Genomic DNA, 19,432 nt, shown 5'->3' on the forward strand with positions numbered 1-19,432 from the left:
TCGAAGAAAGGCACGCATCAATTTCCATCCTCCGAGGTTGTGCAGAGAGCGGCTGTATCGAAAGAACTCAGCGACCGTGGCCCCACTCACCGGGGAGTTCGGTGGCGTCGTCGACCTGTTCGTCTCCCCACCGCAGTCGAGCGACAGCCCAGAGGCTGGACAGCCCGCTGCAGGTGGTGCGCGAGCCACGCCAGGGAGTAGTTCTACGACACCGAGGCAATCGAGTACGAAAAGCGGCTCACGCCCCAACAGGCTATCCTGCGCCACGGAAAAAGCCCGACACCGCCGGACTGCGGTCGCTCAGGACAGGTAAACACTATTGTACGGGCGGGGTCTATTCCGAGTAAGAATCACACGGGCGCCGACCGCCGCCCGCCCGCGCACTCATCAATGTCCGTTACAGCGACGATACACATCGAACACGAACGGCTTGCACTCGTTCCCACACTGCGAACATTAGATGACATCGACATACGTGTCATCACGCAGGGCACGACCGCTCCGGGCGCGACCAACTTCCCGTTTCTCATCAAGTACGACGACCGGGAAGAACTCGAAGCACGACTCGCTGAAGACCCGACCGTCGAGGGGTACGAGCTCGTCGACTGGTCGGACGGTACCGGTATCTACTACATCACACACACGTCGGAAACTCTGCTCATCAGCACCGTCGTCACTGACGTCAACGGTTTCCTCGCCGACACGGAGACGAAAGGCAACGGCTGGCTCGCCCGGTTGCTACTCCCGGAACGGGAAGCACTCAGCGAGATCTGGGAGTTCGCCAGGGAGAACGACATCTCTCTCGACATCATCGAGATATACGGGAACGACGACACGGAGGCCGGGGAATCCTACGGACTGACCGACGAACAGACCGCGGCACTGCGGACGGCGTACGAGGAGGGGTACTTCGGGGAGCCACGGGAGATATCACTCGACGGGGTCGCTTCGTCGATGGACCTCTCCTCGACGGCGGTGAGCGGCCGACTCCGCCGAGGGATGCGAAACCTCATCGCGGCGACTATCGCCGAAGTCGACGATGAGTGAGAGTCACGATTGTAGCGTCGCTGAGGGCGAACACACGGTTCTGATGGAAGGCGGAGTCGACGACGGTTTCCGCGATACCGCCGGACAGCTCCAGTTAGTTGGGCCTCTCAGTTCCGTTTGTACACTGGCCGGAGTGCGGTAGCGTCCTTACTGTACCCGAGCCAGACGCTGAGGGCAGCAGCGACGAAGACGAGGTACACCGGAAACAGGAGGAGGAGCGCGTATCCGGCCAGCAACAGCTCGATAATCCCGAACCAGTAGAGCGTGCCAATCAGGCCGACGCCGAAGATCGCACCCGCACGGAGACCGAGCCGAAAAGCGTGGGCGGCGTCGGGACCGGGTGTTTTCGAGGCTACGGTCATACGTTCTCTAGCGCGCGAAAGCGAATAAACAGACCGAATTCGCGTCCGTTCGCACCGTTTTATGACGAGAATAATCGTGATGATCGTCGGTTTGTATCTATATTTTTCGATTCACGCCAGTATAACGTGGTTCCAGATATATCCCGCTCGTAATTCGGCCGTTTACGTTCAATCTAACACTATTTACAGCTCGATGTGGTATTTTCTCGGGGTAGTACCCTGATTGTATCGATTCAGGCTGTCCGTGAGAGTGGTTACGATTCGTCGTGCTCCTGTCGACGGTCCCCGAACCGCTCGGTGCGCTGTCCAGAGGGGGGCGAAAGACTGACACGGGGCGAGAGTCCATCTACCACGTGATGCGACTCTCGCTCGTGGCTGCCGTCGCCGCAAACGGGGTCATCGGTGCCGATCGGGAGATGCCGTGGCACTATCCCGAAGACCTCGCGCACTTCCGGGAGACGACCGTCGGCCACCCGGTCGTCATGGGACGGCGGACCTTCGAATCCATCGCGGCGGACCTCGGCGGTCCACTCCCGGACCGGCAGAGTATCGTGCTGACCAGTCGACCGGAGAGCCTGTCCGACACCGTAACCGCTGTCTCCTCCCTGTCGGAGGCGCTGGAGGCGGTCCGGGCACACGACGCGGAGACCGCCTACGTCGTCGGCGGCGGGTCGGTCTACCGCCAGTTCCTCCCCGAGGCCGACGAACTCGTCTTGACGGAACTGGACGAGCCCTACGAGGGCGACACCACCTTCCCGACCGTAGACTGGGACCGGTGGCGGGTGGCCGAGCGCGAGCGGTACGACCTGTTCGACATCGTCAGATACGTGCCCAATCAGGGATAAGCACAGACTACTCACGGCGTCACGGGCCCGCATTGGGACCCTGTGAAAAAGGGGAGTCGTTATCCGGGCTATCATTTATTAAAGACTGTTGATATTATTTACAAGTATGTCAGGGAACGAGGAACATCCCAACCACCCCAGTATCGATCAGTCTGACCGGACGGTGCCACGCAACCTGCGCCAGACCGGCGACCCGGGCATCGAGATGCTCGTCTCGACTCGCGTCCGAAAGTCACCGTTCTTCCACAAGTCGTTCAACGAGGAGGGAGCGTGGCGCGCCACCGTCTACAACCGACTCTACCACCCCCGCGGTCTCATCGAACCAGAGGACGGCGGCGTGATGAAGGAGTACGACGCGTTGACCAACGCCGTCACGCTCTGGGACGTCGCCGTCGAGCGCCAGATCCGCGTGAAGGGCCCCGACGCCGAGGCGCTGACGAACTACGTCGTCACCCGCGACGTGACAGGTATGGACGCGATGGACGGGAAGTACGTCATCCTCTGCAACGAGGACGGCGGCGTGCTCAACGACCCAGTCCTGCTGCGTCCCGAGGAGGACGAGTTCTGGTTCTCCATCTCCGACTCGACGCTGATGCAGTGGCTTCAGGGCGTCAACGTCGACAACGACTTCGACGTCGAAATCGACGAAATCGACGTCGCGCCGATGCAGATTCAGGGGCCGAAGGCGCTGGACGTGATGGTCGACGTCGTCGGCGAAGAGGTCGAAGACATCCCCTACTACGGCCTGATGGAGGCAGAGATCGACGGCGTCGACGTGCTCATCAGCCAGACCGGCTTCTCCGGCGAGGAGGGCTTCGAGATCTACGTCGAGGAAGCCTCGAAGTACGCCGAGCGTGTCTGGGACCCCGTCATGGCGAGCGTCAAGGACCATGGCGGCCGCCAGATCGCGCCGGGTCACCACCGCCGCATCGCCGCCGGTATCATGTCCTGGGGGCAAGACCTGGACCACGAGACCTCCCCGTTCCAGGTCAACCTCGGTTATCAGGTGCCCGACGACAAGGAAGCCGACTACATCGGCGAGGAGGCGCTCGAAGAGCAGAAAGAGCAGATCGAGAACGGCAACTACCCGTTCGAGCGCAAGCTCATCGGCCTGAAGATGGCCGGCGAGCCGATCCGGGACTACGCGCCGGACTTCTGGATCATCTCCGACCCCGACACGGGCGAGGAGTGTGGCTACCTCACCTCGCCGTGGTGGAACCCCGACCTGGAGACCAACATCGGCATGGGCTTCGTCCCGGCCGACAAGATCCAGGAAGTGACGGACACGCCGCTCAACGACGAGATCTACGACGAAGAACTCGACCTGGAGTTTCAGGTCCACCTCCCCGACGAGTACGCCGAAGAGGAAGGCGAGCCGGTGTTCGCGACGGTCGCGAAGGTGCCGTTCAAGGAGTCCGTCAACCCGAGCGCCCGCGAGCAGGCGAAGCTCAACGCCAGGCGGGAGGCCGAGAGCAGTAGCGACTGAGGACGTTCGGCCGAACCGGTCACTCATGCGGTCTCCGTCACGCCCGTGACGATTCTTTCTGCGCGCCCCCCAGAACCAAGTCACTCGACGGTCACCTGTCGCGTGTGACCGACAGCTTCGCCGTCGTCGACCCGACGACAGTCCGGCCCGAGGAGTTCCAGACCTGCGAGACGGCCGTCCGAAAACTGACCGAGCGCCTCGGCTGTACCGAGATGCGCGTAAACCAGGTGCTCGTCGAACCGGACGAGGTGACGACGCCACACACCCACGAGGGGCAAGAGGAAGTGTTCGCCGCGCTGACGGACGGCCAGATTTCCATCGAGGGCGACGTCCACGACGTCCCGGCCGGCGGCGTCGTCCGCGTCCACCCGGACACGGTGCGGAACCTCTGCAACCACACCGACGACCGCCACGTCTGGCTGGCGTTCGGTGCCCCGCCGGTCGGCAGCGTCGAAGATTTCGGGTCGTACGTGGTCGAAGAATGAGTCAGCGGAAGCGAGGGCCGCGTCGAGACCCGGTCAGTCGTAGAGGGCGAACTCGTCGGTCAGCCGGTCCACGCGGTCGGCGACGCCCTCGACGACGTCCTCGTCGTGGGGCGCTTCGACGACCTCGTAGATGCAGTCGGCGACCTCGCGACAGGCGTCCTCGTCGAAGCCCCGCGTCGTGAGTGCGGGCGTGCCGGCGCGGATGCCCGAGGGGTTGAACGCCGAGCGGGTCTCGCCGGGGACGGTGTTGGCGTTCAGCACGATGCCCGCCGCTTCGAGCCCCTCCTCGACGTCCTTACCGGTGGTATCGGGGTGGGACGGCCGGAGGTCGACGAGCACGAGGTGGTTGTCGGTGCCGCCCGAGACCAGGTCGAGGCCGTGCTCCTGTAGACGGTCACCCAGCGCGACGGCGTTGTCGACGGTCTGTCGAGCATAGGCCTCGAACTCGGGTTCGAGGGCCTCCTTGAAGCCGACGGCCTTGCCGGCGACGTTGTGCATCAGGGGACCGCCCTGTGCCCCGGGGAAGACGGCCGAGTCGATGTCGTCGGCGTACTCGTCGTCGCACATGATGATGCCGCCCCGACCGGCGCGGATCGTCTTGTGGGTCGAACCGGTGACGAAGTCCGCGACGCCGACCGGTGACTCGTGGACGCCCGCTGCCACCAGCCCGGTTATGTGAGCGATGTCGGCGAGGTGGTAGGCGCCGGCGGCGTCGGCGGCCGCCTGAATCCGCTCGAAGTCGACTTCCCGGGGGTACGCCGAGTAGCCCGAGACGACGATGTCTGGCTCGTACTGCTCGGCGTGCTTGCGAAGTCCCTCGTAGTCGACGTAGCCGGTCGCCGGGTCGACCTCGTACTGCTCGACCTCGTACACCTGCCCGGCGAAGTTCGCCGGGTGCCCGTGCGAGAGGTGGCCGCCGTGGGTCAGGTCCAGCGAGAGTATCTTATCGCCCGGCTCCAGCATCGCCAGATAGACACCCATGTTGGCCTGTGAGCCCGAGTGGGGCTGGACGTTGACGTGGTCGGCGCCCCACAGCTCAGTGGCGCGCTCGATAGCGACACGTTCGACCGCGTCGGCGTACTCACAGCCGCCGTAGTAGCGTTCGCCAGGGTAGCCCTCGGCGTACTTGTTCGTGAGTTCGGAGCTCTGGGCCTCCATAACCGCCTCGGAGACGTGGTTCTCCGAGGCGATCATCGCCAGCGTGTCGTTCTGGCGCGCTCGCTCGCCGTCGAGTGCGTCGGCGATCGCCGGGTCGACCTCGCGGATGCGCTCGTACCTCATACTCGCTAGCCCGAAGCGAAGACGGAATAATTTGGCCGTCGGCACAAGATATAGATGATTCTATATGTTGTGTCGGTCCGGGCGTCGCGAACGGACAGGCCAGACAGTCGGCTCGACGGAGATGCTCTCCCCGGACGCTGAAATCGGCCGTAGTGAGACAGCCGGCAGGCCCTGTCGAAATCTTCAGCGGTTACTGCGAACTGCCTGCTACGTACAGCAGATGTAGTCAGCGGGGCTGCCCAGAGTATCCGCTATTCTCCAGCCGAATCATTGGCCGCTTCTCTTCGTCCAAATCCACCGAGACGCGGGACACGGGCGAGACAGATAGAGTCACGACAGTCGCTCGGCGAAAGACTATTATCAATTTGCCAACAAGATTGCCTATGGTCTGTGTTAACAAGCATCTCCGGACTCGCCCAGCCAGCACGGGTAGCCGTTCGGACCAGTCGACGACACTCGATACCGGGGACGGAGTCCGCAGTCGACGCGACCCGGGTAGACGAGAGTGTTCTGGGCGACAATTCGCTCCGGAGAAACGGGTCGATGTCCGCGGGTGACGACGACAAAGTCGTCGGGGAGACTTCAGAAGGGCTCCAGGTCGAACTGTTCCATCCGGATACCGACCGGGAAACCGGGGACAGGAACGTCCAGGCCTTCGGATTCGACGTGCATTCACGGGTGTTCCCTCTCTCCTGTCTGGTAATCGCGCTCTTCATCGGGCTCACGCTGGTCTTTCGGTCGCAGGCTGCGGGGGCGTTCACCGCGATTCAGACCGGTATTTCCGCCGTCGCAGGCTGGTTCTACATCCTCTCGGTGAACGTCTTCATCGTGGTCATTCTGTACTTCGCACTCGGCAAGTACGGGTCGATCCGGCTCGGGGGCGTCGAGGCCGAAAAGGAGTTCTCCGACTTCTCCTGGGTCGCGATGCTGTTCAGCGCCGGCATGGGCATCGGGCTCATGTTCTTCAGCGTGGCCGAACCGATCTTTCATTTCGGGTCCGTACCCCCCTTCTTCGACGGCGTTCAGGACGGGAGCGCCGCGGCCAGCGGGGTCGCGATGGCGACCACGTTCTTCCACTGGGGCATCCACCCGTGGGCCGTCTACGGCCTCGTCGGCCTCGGCCTGGCGTTCTTTTCGTTCAACCGCGGCCTGCCGCTTACCTTCCGCTCGATATTCTGGCCCCTGCTGGGCGAGCGCATCTACGGCTGGCCAGGCCACGTCATCGACATCCTCTCGGTCATCGCGACGCTGTTCGGGCTCTCGACCTCGCTCGGTATCGGCGTCCAGCAGATCAACGCCGGCCTCACGACGCTCTCGGGGCAGTTCCTCTCGACGACCGTCCCGCAGTCGGTGTGGATTCAGGTTGTACTGATCGGGATCATCACGGCCATTGCGACGCTGTCGGTGGCCGCTGGGCTCGACGGCGGCGTGCGGCGACTCAGCGAGTTCAACGTCTATCTCATGGTGACACTCCTGGGGGCGATGCTCATCGTCGGCCCGACGCTGTACGTTCTCGCCAATTTTGTCACGAGTCTCGGCACTTATATCGGCGTCCTGCCGGAGTTGTCGTTCTGGAGCCAGACCGGCGGCGGGACCACCTGGCAGAGCGGCTGGACGATCTTCTACTGGGGGTGGTGGATCTCCTGGTCGCCGTTCGTCGGGATGTTCATCGCCCGTATCTCCAAGGGCAGGACCGTCCGGGAGTTCGTGCTCGGCGTCCTCCTTGTGCCGACGCTGTTTTCCTTCTTCTGGATGTCCACGTTCGGCGGGGCGGCGCTGTTCGTCGAACTGGAGACGGGCGGTTCGCTCGTCGCCGCGGTGAACGCCGACGTCGCGACCGCTATCTACGAGATGTTCTCGTTCTACCCGCTGTCGGTCCCGCTGTCGCTGCTGGCGGTCGTCCTCGTGGTCACCTTCTTCGTCACCTCCTCGGATTCGGGGTCGCTCGTGATCGACCATCTGACGTCCGGGGGGAAACACGACGTGCCGGCCGCCCAGCGGATATTCTGGGCGGTCATCGAGGGTGTCATCGCCGCCGTCCTGCTGATCGGCGGGGGGCTGGAGGCGCTCCAGACCGCCTCGATCACCGCCGGGCTTCCCCTCACGTTCGTCCTGCTGTTGATGTGTTACACGGTCTACGTGGGACTGTCGAACGAGCTCCGAATCATGGAGTCCGACGCGTTCGCCGAGTGGATGGAACGGCTTGACGACAGTGGAACCGTCGTGGTCGAAGACGACGGCATCGTCGTAACCAGAGCCGACGACGGCGAAGCCTCACCCGGCGATGACTAACACACCTCCGGCTTCTCATCGCTCGATGTGCCGACTATCGATGGGAGCGCAGGAACGAGCAGGATAAGTGGTCTGCGACAGCCACGGTGGTTCGGAAACCGGGAGACGAAGAGCGGCTACCCATCGGTATCGGTATCTGTGTCAGTACCGTCCGTATCCGAATCAGTGTCAGTACCGTCCGTATCCGAATCTGTGTCTCCGTCATCACTGTCTGAATCAGTGTCCCCGTTATCGCTATCCGAGTCGCCACCAGAACCGCTGTGCGAGCCCGTGTCAGAGCCGGCACTGGCGGCGATCAGGTCAGGTTGCTTCGAGTCTGTCCCGACGTCAGTGCCGAAGACGTACAGAACAATCGGCGGGAAGATATACGAGCCAATCGCCAGGACTGCAAATATCGGGTCGATAAAGATAAGCAACCCAAAGATGGTAAGCGCCGCCGCTGCAGCGGCATGGACTGCGGAACGGGTGTATCCCCGGTAATACTCCCAGAAACCGCGCAACCACTGCATTGCTATCGGTACTGGTGCCATACACGGTGTAGACACTGACACGCAATAATCACCGCCCCGCCGAGCGGGTCGAGGGGCACGGCGCTGCGGGCGGCCTGCTACGCCTGCAACAGTCGCGCCGTCGACGACGAGACCGACTGGCCGGTACAGGTCTTCGAGCCACGGTGAACACCTCGCCGGTGGCCGGTTCACGCCTGTATCCATCACGCCCGCCGGGATCTCTCGGTAGGTTTGGGTCGCACCAGGGCCAGCCGGCAGTTCAGGATGGCAGACGGCCGCGCCGCCAGCTCTCGGTATCGGGCGTCTGATTGAACGTGTAGATGTGGATGCCGCGGATGCCGTACGCCTCGTCGTCGGCGTAGGGGCCCAACCCGTCGACGAGGTCGTCGGGCTCGTAGGACCCTCTGGAGCCGATGAGTTGCTTGACGAACCCGAGGATACCGGTCGTCTTCTTCAGGAACTTGACGGAGTCACCGACGCCGACCTTCTGGGATATCTGCATCAACCGCTGGTACTTCATCACGCCGGGGATGCCGATTTCGACGGGGAGGTCGACGCCACGCGCCCGGATGTCCTCGATCCACTCCAGGACGGCCTCGGGGTCGTAGCACAGTTGCGTGACGATGTAGGTCGCGTAGGGCTCTTTCTTCCGCATGGACTCCGCGAGCGTCTCTTCGTCGAGGAACTCGTGGCCCTCGGGGTAGCCAGTGATACCGACGTCCTCGAACTCGTACTCCATCTCGTCGAGCGTCGTGAGGAAGTCGTACGCCGACTCGAACTCCCCGACCGGTTCCTCGCGGTCGCCGCCCGGGACGAAGATGTCGGTGACGCCGGCCTCGGTGAGCCGCCGGGCGATCTCTTCGAGGTGTTCCCGGTCCTCGACGTACCGGGCGGCGACGTGGGGAACGACCTCGAAGCCCTCCTCGATGGCCAACTCGGTCTTCTCGACGGTCCGCTCGATACCCAGCTGCGGGGACGTCGTTATCGCGATGGTCGCGTCCGCCGGGAGGTGCTCGATTTCCTCGTCGAAGCTGTCGAACGGCATCAGTTCGAACCGCGCGTTCCTGAGGAGCGTCTCGACGCCCTCCTGGTCCCCGGAGATGCGTGATTTCAGAGACATTTATGACAGAACGATGGCAGTGGAACCACTTTTGTTTGTGGGTGGGACTGGTCACCCGTTTATGTGGGGGAGGGGCAGGCAGCCCCGGCATCACACTGCCGGATTCGCTGGACGACGTCGTCCTTCGAAACCCCGTGTGGTCGGTCGTCGATGCGGTGTAACACGAGGTCGAGGACGTTGAGCTGTCTGAGGAGGTCGCGAGTCTGCCCGTGGCCGAGACCGAGCGAGCGCTGGACCTCGTAGACGGCCGTCGCATCGACGACAGCGTCGACGATGTCTTCCACGGTCACCCCGTCCGGCAAGCCGATACCGTCCGTGACGAACTGCTCCTCCGGGATGTCCTCGGTGGCGGTCGGCGACGGTCCGGAACCGGCTCCCTCGAACGCCGCCTCCGAGTCGCCAGCAACCGAACTGGTGTCGTCGTCGCAGTCGTCGTGAGCGGTCGTGTCGTAGGACTTGGGACTGTGGATGTCGGCCTCGATCATGTAGCGTCGCACCGTCTCCGCGGCGACGTCCATCTCGATTCGGTCGCTCATATCGGTAAACGTGCCACACGACTCGTAGAGGAGCCGGAGGTAGTCGGTGTCTTCGTAGGCCGGCACGTCGTCCGTTCGAACCGCCGCGAGACGGGCAGTCAGGCCGTCATCGCCGCTGTCGTCTCTCGGTTCTGCGTCCTCGCCGCTGGCGTCACGCGACTGCTCGTCGTCGAGCGCGACGTTGTCGGCTGACACGTCGTCCGCCCGGGCTGCCAGGAGTCGGGCGGCCAGCGTGTCGCTGTTCTCACCCGCGGCTGCATCCGTGCCCGCACCACTCGGGTCACGAGACTGCTCCTCGTCGGGTGCCCCGTCGCCGGTAGTTGTCGCTGCCGCCGCCGACGAGTCGGGAGCAATACGGAATCCGACTGTCACGAGCAGGTCCCCGTCGTCGACGTGAACGCCCTGTTCGTCGATGTCGCTGACCGTCTCGGCCGTCGATAGCTCGGGAAGCAGGTCTGTGGCGGACAAAGTGACGGTGATACCGCCGCTCTCGGACAGAGAGGCACGTTCTAGCGTGAACGACGAGTCGAGCGTCCCGTTCGAGGCCGCACAGAGCGAGACCGGCATCGTCATACTGACGGCCAGCGCGCCAGCGGTATCCGAGTCGGTGGTGGCCTCTACGTCACGGACCGACCGGCCCCGGCGTTCGACCTGTTCGACGACCTGTGAGAGAACACCGAACGCGTGTTGTAATCCCATAGTAATGTTTATTGATGACACAGAACGGCCGGATAGGGGTGTGTGAGGTATACTCAACCCATTCAAAAGTGCGGCCGCTCGGCGGGAGCTGCGTCGATTGTAGCCGGATAGCGGCGGCTCGAAATCGGTGTGGCCCGGGACTCCCGACGCAGTGCCACTCAGACGGGGCGGGCGACGCTGACGAGGGGCTCGCCTGCCACCACTACGGCTTCGCGGCTCACCGAATAGGCGACGCCACCGTCGACCGCCGTGACGGTCTGGCGCCGCTCGAACGTCGACGGGTTGTACACAGCCCCCAGTTCGTCGCCGCTCTCGACGTGGTCGCCGACCCCGATGTCGGGGTGGAGCTCGAACAGCCCAGCGGCGGTTGCGACGGTCGCCTCCGAGTCGTCGTAGAGGCGGGTCTGGTCCGGCGAGTGAGTCGGCCGACCCTGCAGAACGTCCACCTCGCGGAGTACGTCCAGAATCCCCTCGACACCCACCGTGACGGCTTCGGGGGCGATCTGTCGGCTGTTGGCGAGTTCCGCTGTGATTGCCGGGATGCCCTCGCGTGCCGCCGCAGCCCGGAACGTCCCGCTCGGCGTCCCGTCGTCCTCGGGGTCGTCGCTCAGAAGGTAGTCGGTACCGAACGCTTCGCCGAGTCGTCGGGCCGCCGGCCGGTCGGCACGGTATCGTACGTGTTCGAGCATGTCCGCCGTGCCGGTGTGGAGGTCGACGACCGCGTCGGCCTCGGCCACGAGCGGCCAGAGCGCCGCGGCCAGTCGCTCCTGCAGGCTGCCCTCGTCGTCGCCCGGCCAGACCCGATTCAGGTTCGGATTCGTCGCGTCGTACTCCGGTGGCGTCATGTACGTCCGCTGGTCGAACGCCAGCGGGTTCACGACTGGGACGACGACGACGGTCCCCGCGATTGCGGCGTCGACCAGTCGGCCGTGGAGGCGTCGGAGCGCCGCCGGACCGTTGAGTTCGATGCCGTGCTGGGCGGCCTGGACGTACACGGTCGGGCCGGGTCCGCCAGCGTACCGGTGGACGGTGACGGTGACGTCGCCACCCGACGGCAGACGGCCGAGGGTGCGGTCGGTCGCCGTGTGCGTGACCTCCTCGTACTCCATATCTGGTTCCGGTTCGCCGACGGCAAAAAGGCCCGGAAGAGGACCTATCGGCCGCGGCGTCGACGCCGAGGAGGACATGGGCCACGGTGGGCCACTGGAGACGGCGCTGCTAGACATCGTCGCCGAGCGGGAGCCGGGCCCGAGAGCAGCGTAGCCTGCCGATTTGCGGGACGAACGCTCGCCTCGCGGAGCAGTGAGCGTCAATCGGTCAGTTCGTGCCAGCGCTCGACGCCGGCCTCGGCGACCTCGCGGTCCTGTTCGACGGCGCCACCCGAGACCCCGATGGTCCCGACGATCTCTCCGTCGCGTTCGAGCGGATAGCCACCGCCGAAGATGACGATGCGGCCTTCGTCGGTCGTCTGGAGTCCGTACAGCGAGTTCCCGGGCTTCGAGGGCTCGGCGAGTTCGTGTGTGGGCATCTCCAGAGCAGCCGCCGTGTACGCCTTGTTTCGGGAGATGCTGACAGAAGCGAGCCACGCGCCGTCCATGCGGTGCTGCGCCACGAGGTTCCCTTCGCTGTTCGCGACCGTGATGACCATCGGATTGTCGATGTCCTCGGCCTTCGACTCGGCGGCATCGACGAGTTCCGTAGCTGTCTGGAGTTGAATGGATCGAACCATCTGGGTCGTCGGACTCACGTCAAATATATATTATTTTCCCGGTAGTTCGCGGTTTCTGGCTGTTGGCCCTCGTAAGTGACGGTCAGTCGTTTTGGTTCACACCACTAGCTCTGTTATCCCAAACTCTAACTGACATTTGTATTGCATTTCGAGACAGTACGTCAGTACAGGCGATACTTATTTGGGGCCGCCAGAGCGATTTCGACGCATACTCATGGAGACAACCGATAGCGTGCCGAATCAGGCCGATACGGTCATCGTCGGCGCTGGTATCGTCGGCTGCAACCTCGCGTATCAGCTGACGCAACTGGGGCGCGAGGACGTGGTCGTCGTCGACCAGGGGCCGATGCCGACGACCGGCGGGTCGTCGACCCACGCGCCGGGCATCATGTTCCAGACGGCGGAGCCGAAAGAACTCAGCCAGTTCGCGGACTACAGCCGGAAGCTCTACTCCGAACTCGAGGGAGCCGACGGGCAGCAGGCCTACAACGAAGTCGGGGGTATCGAGGTCGCCCGCAGCGAGGAGCGGATGGCGTTTCTCCAGCGCAGGGTCGAACACGCGAACGCCTGGGGCATCGAGGACCCGCAACTGCTCTCACCCGAAGAGGTCACCGACCACCTGCCGCTCGTCGACGAGAGCCGGATTCTCGGAGGGTACTACTCGCCGACGGACGGTCAGGTATCCGGCGTCGTCGCCTGTGACGCGCTGGCTCGCGAGGCGATGGAAAGAGGCGCCGAGTTCGTCCCGCACACGCGCACCGAAGACGTCGAAGTCGAGGACGCTTCGGTCCGGGCGGTCGTCACCGAGAACGGGACCATCGACTGTGAGGAGGTCGTCGTCGCGACGAACATCTGGGCGCGACAGCTCGGCGAGAAACTGGACGTCCACCTCCCGGTGACACCGGTGGAACACCAGTACACGATGACAGAATCGCTCTCGGAGATGGAAGACAGCGCGGTCGATATCACCGACCACCCGCTGTTCGAGAACTACGAGAACGTCTCCGGAGAGAAGGCGAAACGGTTGCTCGTCGGTCCCGACCGCCCCATCCTCCGTGACCAGGACAACGCCATGTACTACCGGACCCACGGGGACTCCTACGGCATCGGCTCGTACAACCACGAGCCCATCGTCCCCGACCCGAAGGAACTCGGCGGCAACGACCCGGACGGCGAGCAGGGGTCGATCCACGAGTTCACCGACGTCCACATGGACACCGCGACGCACCCGGACCGCCCGCACAAGGCCCCGCGACGGGCCAGCGACGAACTCGTCCCCGCCACCGAGGGCGCCGAACTCGAACACAAGTACAACGGGATGTTCGCCGAGTCGCCCAACGGTCTGCCCGTGATGGGGCCCGTCCGCAAATGCGAGGGGCTCTGGACGGCTGCGGCCATCTGGGTGACCCACGCCGGCGGCGCGATGAAGGCGATGGCCGAGTGGATGGAGAACGGCGTTCCGCGGCTGGAGGACGGCCCCATCGACGTCTCCCAGTGTAACGTCAACCGGTTCGACGAACACGAGGGGTCGTGGGACTTCGCCCGAGATATCGGCGCCGAAGAGTACCGTATCGTCTACAACATCATGCACCCGAAGTGGGTGTGGGAGGACATGCAGCGGGACATCCGGCGGACGCCGATGTACCACACCCACAGGGAGCACGACGCCGAGATGTGGGCGTCTGCCGGCTGGGAGGAGCCCCAGTGGTTCGAGAGCAACGCCGACCTGCTGGAGGAGTACGGCGACCGGATTCCGGACCGTGACGGCTGGGAGGGCGTCTACTGGTCGCCCCTCGAAGGCGCGGAGGCGCTCCACGTCCGGAACAAGGTCGGCCTGCACGATATGACTTCGTTCAACAAGATGGAGGTCGTCGGCAGCGAGGCCGGCGAGTTCGTCCAGCGGCTCTGTACGAACGATATGGACCTCGACGTGGGCGACGTTCGCTACACGCTGATGTGTAACGAGGGCGGCGGCGTCCGCGCGGACATCACGGTGACCCGCACGGACGAGGGCCGCTACCTGCTGCTGACGACCGGCCGCGAAGTCGGGAACAACCACGTCGCGTGGGTCCGGCATCAGTCCCCCGACAGCGTGGTGGTCAACGACGTGACCTCCAGCCTCGCGGCGATGGTCTGTACCGGCCCCGACGCCCGGAACGTCCTCTCGAAGGTGACCGACGTCGACCTCTCGGACGACGCGTTCCCGTTCTTTACGAGCCAGCAGTTCTTCGTGAAGAACGTCCCCGTCACGGCGCTGCGCGTCTCCTACGCCGGCGAACTGGGGTGGGAGCTGTACACTCCCTCCGAGTACGGCGAACGGCTCTGGGAGCACGTTCTGGACGCCGGCGCCGAGTACGACATCCGCCCGTACGGCAACGGCGCGCTGGACTCCCTGCGGATCGAGAAAGGGTTCCGGCTGTGGGGCGAGGACCTCCACACGGAGCACACCCCCTTCGAGGCCGGCCTCGGCTGGGCGGTCGACATGGACACGGAGTTCATCGGCAAAGCGGCGCTGCAGGCAGCCCGGGAGGAGACGGCGGCGGCCGCCGACGGTGGTGAGCGATCCGACGGACCGCGAGCCTCGTCGGACGAGCAGCGCGCGTCCGACGGCGGGGCGCGAGCAGACGACAGCGTCTACACCGACCAGCAGGTCGCCTGCCTGACGCTCGACGACGGGGACGCGACCATCCTCGACGACCGGCCCGTCTTCGCTCCGGGCGGGGACGAGTCGCTCGGATACGTCCACAGCGCCGAATACGGCTACACTGCGGGCGCTTGCGTCGCCTACACCTACCTCCCGTCGGAGTACGCCGAGCCGGGGACCGACGTGGAAGTCCTCTTCGAGGGCGAGCGCTACGCCGCGACCGTGCGCGAGGAACCGCTGGTGGCCTGACCGGTACCTGCAACGCGGCGCCGAAAGGGCTGGCCAGAGCCGACCCGGTTCTGTATTTTGTTTGATATTTTGTGGTTCGGTCCGTGACTGTCACTCTCGCGGTGTGTGTTTCAGACAGCGGCTCGTGCGAAAAGGCGATATAACCCGCCATAAGGCCCTCTACCGGCGGTCAAACTGCAACACTCTTCGGTCCCACCGGTGTATTTAACATCGTATCGGGAGGATTCTGACACGAGAACTATGAGCACAGAGGCTCTCCCATCACGAGCGGATACTGTCGTCATCGGTGCCGGTGCCGTCGGATGTAGCGTCGCGTACCATCTGACGGAACTGGGCGCGGAGGACGTCACGGTCATCGACCAGGGGCCGCTGCCGGTCACTGGCGGGTCGTCCGTCCACGCGCCGGGCATCATGTTTCAGACGTCGCCCTCGAAGATACAGACCAAAGCCGCCCACTACACGAGCCGGCTCCTCTCTGATGCGGGCGTCTACGACGAGGTGGGCGGCATCGAGCTCGCCCGCAGCGAGGAGCGCATGGACTTCCTCCGGCGCCGGGTCGAGTGGGCCACCGCCTACGGGCTGCCCGGACCGGAGCTACTCGCTCCCGAGGAGGTGACTGAGAGTCTCCCGATGGTGGACGCCGAAGAGATTCTGGGCGGCTACTACTCGCCGACCGACGGCCGCGTCGACGGTATCGCCGCCTTGCAGTGGTACATGGAGGAGTCGACCGCCGACTTCTACGGCGAGACGGAGGTGACAGACCTCGATGTGGCGGGCGGCGAGATACAGGCTGTCGTCACCGACCGGGGCCGAATCGACTGTGACCGCTGCGTGATGGCGACGAACAACTGGGGGTACCAGACCGGCCGGCTGGCGGGCCTCGACCTCCCGATCGCGCCCGTCGAGCACCAGTACGTCGTCACCGAGCCGATGGCGGAACTGGCCGACGAAGGGAGCTCCGTCGGCGACAACACGACCGGGCTGGACGTGCCCGGCGACCGCGATATCGCGGAGTACATGAGTGAGGGGCCCACCCAGCCGGTGGGTCGCGACCAGGACCACTCGCTGTACTTCCGGAACCACGGCGACGCGATGGGGATGGGGTCGTACAACCACGAGACGCTCTCGGTCGACCCCGAAGAGATGGGGACGAACAGCGAGGAGCGACAGGCCTCGGTCCGTGGGTTCACCGAGGAACACTGGACGACGCCGACCCACCGAAACCGCGACAAGTCGGCGAAGCAGGCCTTCGACGAGCTGCTGCCGGCCACCGAGGACCGAGAGTACGCCGTCACGGAGAACGGTATCTTCGTCTTCACGCCAGACGGGATGCCGGCGGTCGGCCCGACGGCCGCCGTCGACGGGCTCTGGAGCGGGCTGGCCATCTGGTGGACGCACTCGGGCGGCTACGGCCGTATCCTCGCGGAGTGGATGGAAAAGGGCGTCCCGCGCCTGCCGTCCGGGCCGGTCGAGACGGGTGGCATCCACGTCCAGCGGTTCGAGCCACACGCCGGCGAGAAGGAGTTCTTCGTCGACAGAGGCGCCACGCGCTACCAGCAGGTCTACAGCATCGTCGAGCCCCGCTGGCAGCCCGACGACCACCGCAGGCTCCGGACGAGCCCGTTCTACCACCAGCAGACGGAACTGGGCGCCGAGTTCTACCAGAGCGGCGGCTGGGAGTCCCCGCAGTACTACGAGTACAACGCCGACCTCGTCGAGCGCTACGACGACCGGATTCCGGAGCAGGACGGCTGGCAAGGGGTCAACCGCTCGCCCATCGAGGCGGCCGAACATCTCCACACGCGCGAGAACGTCTCGATGTTCGACATGACCACCTTTTCCTCCATCATGGTCGAGGGGGCCGATGCCGAGTCGTTCCTCCAGCGGGTCTGCAGCAACGACGTGGAGATAGACGTCGGGCAGGTGCGGTACTCGCTACTCCTGAACGAGGGCGGCGGCATCCTCGCGGACGTCACCGTCGTCCGACTGGACGACGACGAGTTCATGGTCACCACCGGCGGCGGCAACTCCCCGCAGATTCACGGCAACTGGCTACGGAAACACGCCCCCGAGACCGTCGCGGTCACCGTCGAGGAGGGCGGCAAAACGACCATCGGGCTCTGGGGACCGAAATCGCGGCTCCTGCTCCAGCGCTGTACGGACGCGGACATCACCAACAGCGACTTCCCGTACTTCCGGGCCAAGCAGATATACGTCGGCGAAGTGCCGGTCGTCGCCCTGCGGGTGTCCTACGTCGGCGAACTGGGCTGGGAGCTGTGGGCTCCCGTCGAGTACGGACAGAAGCTCTGGGACACCCTCTGGGAGGAAGGCCGGGACCTCGACGTGCGGCCGATGGGCGGCGGCGCGCTGAGTTCGATGCGGTTGGAGAAAGGGTACCGGCTCTGGGGCACCGACATCGACACGGACTCGAACCCGCTGGAGGCCGGTCTCCCCTTCGCCGTCGACATGGACACGGAGTTCATCGGCAAGGAGGCGCTACAGGAGGCCGAGGCCGATGGCATCGACGACCGCATCACGCCGCTGACCCTGGACGACTCGATGGACATCGTACTGAGTGGTCGCCCCGTGTTGAAAGACACCGCGGAGCAGAGCTCCGCGAGCAGTGCGGCGGAGCCACACGACGGCGAGGCCATCGGCTACGTGCAGGCCGCCGACTTCGGCTACTCTATCGGCGAGTCAATCGCCTACACGTACGTTCCAAGCGAGTACGCCGAGGCCGGCACGTCGGTACAGGTCCAGTGTGAGGGCGAGACCTACGACGCGACTATCCGGGACGAACCGCTGTTCGACCCCGGCCGGGACAAGATAATCAGATGAGCAGTCGGCACAGCCAGCCTATCGAACGCGGTTGAAAAGCGACCCAGACACATGAATACGAGCGACTCACAAGAACTGCCCGTCACGTACGCCGACATCGAACGCGCGCGAGAACGACTCGACGACGACTCCGTCGTCAAGCAGACGCCCGTCGAGCGGAGTTCGTCACTCGACGAGTTCGTCGGCGGCGAGGTGTACCTCAAGATGGAACACCTCCAGTGGACGGGGTCGTTCAAGACCAGAGGGGCCTACAACAAGATCCGACAGGACGTCGACCGCGGCGTCGGCGAGTTCATCGCCGCCAGTGCCGGCAACCACGCCCAGGGCGTCGCGCTCGCCGCGTCGAAGTGCGGGGCCGAGTCGACCATCTTCATGCCGAGGGACGCGCCACAGGCGAAGGTCGAAGCCACCCGTGGCTACGGCGCGACCGTCGAACTCGTCGGCAAGGACTTCCAGGAGACGATGGGCCGGGCCAAGGCGGCCGCCGAGGACACCGACGCCGAGTTCGTCCACGCCTACGACGACCACGATATCATCGCGGGGCAGGGGACGCTGGGCACGGAGATGTACCACGACAACCCCGACGTGGACACCGTGGTCGTCCCCATCGGGGGCGGCGGCCTGATGAGCGGCGTCTCGACCGCGCTCAAGCACCTCTCGCCGGAGACCCGTATCGTCGGTGTCCAAGCCACCGGGGCGGAAACGATGCACAAGAGCCTCGACAAGGGGATACCGGTGACGCTGGACGACGTGGATACGATCGCCGACGGCATCGCGACGGGCGGCATCTCCGAGACGACGCTGCGAATCATGCAGGCCAACGTCGACGAGGTCGTGACCGTCACGGACACCGAGATAGCGCGGGCGATCCTCCTCCTGATGGAGCGGGCCAAACAGGTGGTCGAGGGGGCCGGCGCGGCGTCCGTCGCCGCGATTCTCAGCGACGACCTCGACGTGACCGGTGAGACGGTGATGCCGCTGCTGTGCGGGGGGAACCTCGATATGAGCCGGCTCCGGGAGGTGCTCATCCACGCGATGACCGAGCGCCAGCAGCTCCTCAGCCTGCGGGTCCGCATCGACGACCACCCGGGCGTGATGGAGGAGATATCGGGTATCATCGCCAGCCACGGCGCGAACATCCACGACGTCCGCCACGAGCGCTCCGTCGACGACCTCGATATCGGCGAGGCCTACCTCGTGTTCAACGTCGAGACGAGTGGTGCCGACCACGCCCGGTCCATTATCGACGCCGTCCGCGCGGCCGAGTACCCCGTCGAGAAAACTGCCCGGGTGCCCGGGTAACATCGGGC

General features: G+C 64.8%; 15 protein-coding genes. 8 read left to right on the forward strand and 7 right to left on the reverse strand.

Annotation, left to right across the window (positions count from 1 at the left end; genetic code table 11):
• The first annotated feature begins 390 nt into the window (after positions 1 to 390).
• The gene (locus NDI56_RS17370; RefSeq protein WP_310920954.1) at positions 391 to 1,047 is read left to right on the forward strand and encodes a helix-turn-helix domain-containing protein; all 657 of its coding nucleotides are present in this window, start codon (positions 391 to 393) and stop codon (positions 1,045 to 1,047) included.
• A gap of 107 nt (positions 1,048 to 1,154) precedes the next feature.
• Here the strand turns inward: NDI56_RS17370 and NDI56_RS17375 are convergent, their stop codons facing one another.
• Positions 1,155 to 1,409 carry a hypothetical protein gene (locus tag NDI56_RS17375; protein WP_310920956.1) on the reverse strand — a complete coding sequence of 85 codons (255 nt, stop codon included), beginning with the start codon at positions 1,407 to 1,409 and terminating at the stop codon, positions 1,155 to 1,157.
• A 356-nt stretch (positions 1,410 to 1,765) separates the two neighbouring features.
• Here NDI56_RS17375 and NDI56_RS17380 point away from each other — a divergent pair, with 356 nt between their 5' ends.
• The 3 genes from NDI56_RS17380 (at position 1,766) to NDI56_RS17390 (ending at position 4,225) form a co-directional block, all read left to right on the forward strand.
• Entirely contained in the window at positions 1,766 to 2,254 is a 489-nt protein-coding gene (locus NDI56_RS17380) for a dihydrofolate reductase (protein ID WP_310920957.1), read from the forward strand.
• A gap of 106 nt (positions 2,255 to 2,360) precedes the next feature.
• On the forward strand, positions 2,361 to 3,740 hold the full coding sequence (locus NDI56_RS17385; RefSeq protein ID WP_310920958.1) for an aminomethyltransferase family protein: 1,380 nt from the start codon (positions 2,361 to 2,363) through the stop codon (positions 3,738 to 3,740).
• A gap of 104 nt (positions 3,741 to 3,844) precedes the next feature.
• A complete protein-coding gene (locus NDI56_RS17390; RefSeq protein ID WP_310920959.1) occupies positions 3,845 to 4,225 on the forward strand; it encodes a hypothetical protein in 381 nt (126 codons plus the stop codon).
• A 33-nt stretch (positions 4,226 to 4,258) separates the two neighbouring features.
• Here the strand turns inward: NDI56_RS17390 and glyA are convergent, their stop codons facing one another.
• The gene (glyA, locus tag NDI56_RS17395) at positions 4,259 to 5,506 is read right to left on the reverse strand and encodes a serine hydroxymethyltransferase (protein WP_310920960.1); all 1,248 of its coding nucleotides are present in this window, start codon (positions 5,504 to 5,506) and stop codon (positions 4,259 to 4,261) included.
• A gap of 543 nt (positions 5,507 to 6,049) precedes the next feature.
• Here glyA and NDI56_RS17400 point away from each other — a divergent pair.
• Positions 6,050 to 7,798: a BCCT family transporter gene (locus NDI56_RS17400; protein WP_310920961.1), complete on the forward strand. Its 1,749-nt coding sequence runs from the start codon at positions 6,050 to 6,052 to the stop codon at positions 7,796 to 7,798.
• 116 nt (positions 7,799 to 7,914) lie between these two features.
• Here the strand turns inward: NDI56_RS17400 and NDI56_RS17405 are convergent, their stop codons facing one another.
• The 5 genes from NDI56_RS17405 to NDI56_RS17425 all read right to left on the reverse strand — a co-directional run bounded on the left by NDI56_RS17405 (position 7,915) and on the right by NDI56_RS17425 (position 12,391).
• Positions 7,915 to 8,328, reverse strand: a complete 414-nt coding sequence (locus NDI56_RS17405) for a hypothetical protein (protein ID WP_310920963.1) — start codon at positions 8,326 to 8,328, stop codon at positions 7,915 to 7,917.
• A gap of 238 nt (positions 8,329 to 8,566) precedes the next feature.
• Positions 8,567 to 9,427 (reverse strand): methylenetetrahydrofolate reductase, encoded by an 861-nt coding sequence (locus NDI56_RS17410; RefSeq protein WP_310920965.1) that lies wholly within the window; start codon positions 9,425 to 9,427, stop codon positions 8,567 to 8,569.
• A 59-nt stretch (positions 9,428 to 9,486) separates the two neighbouring features.
• A complete protein-coding gene (locus tag NDI56_RS17415) occupies positions 9,487 to 10,662 on the reverse strand; it encodes a DUF8073 domain-containing protein (protein ID WP_310920966.1) in 1,176 nt (391 codons plus the stop codon).
• Positions 10,663 to 10,820: 158 nt separating this feature from the next.
• Positions 10,821 to 11,771: a succinylglutamate desuccinylase/aspartoacylase family protein gene (locus NDI56_RS17420; RefSeq protein WP_310920967.1), complete on the reverse strand. Its 951-nt coding sequence runs from the start codon at positions 11,769 to 11,771 to the stop codon at positions 10,821 to 10,823.
• 200 nt (positions 11,772 to 11,971) lie between these two features.
• On the reverse strand, positions 11,972 to 12,391 hold the full coding sequence (locus tag NDI56_RS17425) for a GlcG/HbpS family heme-binding protein (protein ID WP_310920968.1): 420 nt from the start codon (positions 12,389 to 12,391) through the stop codon (positions 11,972 to 11,974).
• A gap of 214 nt (positions 12,392 to 12,605) precedes the next feature.
• On the opposite strand from NDI56_RS17425, the gene NDI56_RS17430 reads away from it, so the two are divergent.
• The 3 genes from NDI56_RS17430 (at position 12,606) to ilvA (ending at position 19,424) form a co-directional block, all read left to right on the forward strand.
• Complete coding sequence (locus tag NDI56_RS17430) at positions 12,606 to 15,284, forward strand: GcvT family protein (protein WP_310920970.1); 2,679 nt, start codon at positions 12,606 to 12,608, stop codon at positions 15,282 to 15,284.
• A 240-nt stretch (positions 15,285 to 15,524) separates the two neighbouring features.
• Positions 15,525 to 18,122 (forward strand): GcvT family protein, encoded by a 2,598-nt coding sequence (locus NDI56_RS17435; protein WP_310920971.1) that lies wholly within the window; start codon positions 15,525 to 15,527, stop codon positions 18,120 to 18,122.
• Positions 18,123 to 18,173: 51 nt separating this feature from the next.
• On the forward strand, positions 18,174 to 19,424 hold the full coding sequence (gene ilvA, locus NDI56_RS17440) for a threonine ammonia-lyase (protein ID WP_310920972.1): 1,251 nt from the start codon (positions 18,174 to 18,176) through the stop codon (positions 19,422 to 19,424).
• The last annotated feature ends 8 nt before the right edge of the window (positions 19,425 to 19,432 follow it).

Source organism: Halomicroarcula saliterrae, assembly GCF_031624395.1.
Lineage (GTDB): Archaea > Halobacteriota > Halobacteria > Halobacteriales > Haloarculaceae > Haloarcula > Haloarcula saliterrae.

What these genes read in the sequence shown, in the direction of transcription:
- NDI56_RS17435 (WP_310920971.1), top strand. Translation starts at nt 15,525, where the DNA reads ATGAGCACAGAGGCTCTCCCATCACGAGCGGATACTGTCGTCATCGGT.
- ilvA (WP_310920972.1), top strand. Translation starts at nt 18,174, where the DNA reads ATGAATACGAGCGACTCACAAGAACTGCCCGTCACGTACGCCGACATC.
- NDI56_RS17410 (WP_310920965.1), bottom strand. Translation starts at nt 9,427, where the DNA reads ATGTCTCTGAAATCACGCATCTCCGGGGACCAGGAGGGCGTCGAGACG.
- NDI56_RS17425 (WP_310920968.1), bottom strand. Translation starts at nt 12,391, where the DNA reads ATGGTTCGATCCATTCAACTCCAGACAGCTACGGAACTCGTCGATGCC.
- NDI56_RS17430 (WP_310920970.1), top strand. Translation starts at nt 12,606, where the DNA reads ATGGAGACAACCGATAGCGTGCCGAATCAGGCCGATACGGTCATCGTC.
- NDI56_RS17400 (WP_310920961.1), top strand. Translation starts at nt 6,050, where the DNA reads ATGTCCGCGGGTGACGACGACAAAGTCGTCGGGGAGACTTCAGAAGGG.
- NDI56_RS17385 (WP_310920958.1), top strand. Translation starts at nt 2,361, where the DNA reads ATGTCAGGGAACGAGGAACATCCCAACCACCCCAGTATCGATCAGTCT.
- NDI56_RS17375 (WP_310920956.1), bottom strand. Translation starts at nt 1,409, where the DNA reads ATGACCGTAGCCTCGAAAACACCCGGTCCCGACGCCGCCCACGCTTTT.
- NDI56_RS17370 (WP_310920954.1), top strand. Translation starts at nt 391, where the DNA reads ATGTCCGTTACAGCGACGATACACATCGAACACGAACGGCTTGCACTC.
- NDI56_RS17405 (WP_310920963.1), bottom strand. Translation starts at nt 8,328, where the DNA reads ATGGCACCAGTACCGATAGCAATGCAGTGGTTGCGCGGTTTCTGGGAG.
- NDI56_RS17380 (WP_310920957.1), top strand. Translation starts at nt 1,766, where the DNA reads ATGCGACTCTCGCTCGTGGCTGCCGTCGCCGCAAACGGGGTCATCGGT.
- NDI56_RS17420 (WP_310920967.1), bottom strand. Translation starts at nt 11,771, where the DNA reads ATGGAGTACGAGGAGGTCACGCACACGGCGACCGACCGCACCCTCGGC.
- glyA (WP_310920960.1), bottom strand. Translation starts at nt 5,506, where the DNA reads ATGAGGTACGAGCGCATCCGCGAGGTCGACCCGGCGATCGCCGACGCA.
- NDI56_RS17415 (WP_310920966.1), bottom strand. Translation starts at nt 10,662, where the DNA reads ATGGGATTACAACACGCGTTCGGTGTTCTCTCACAGGTCGTCGAACAG.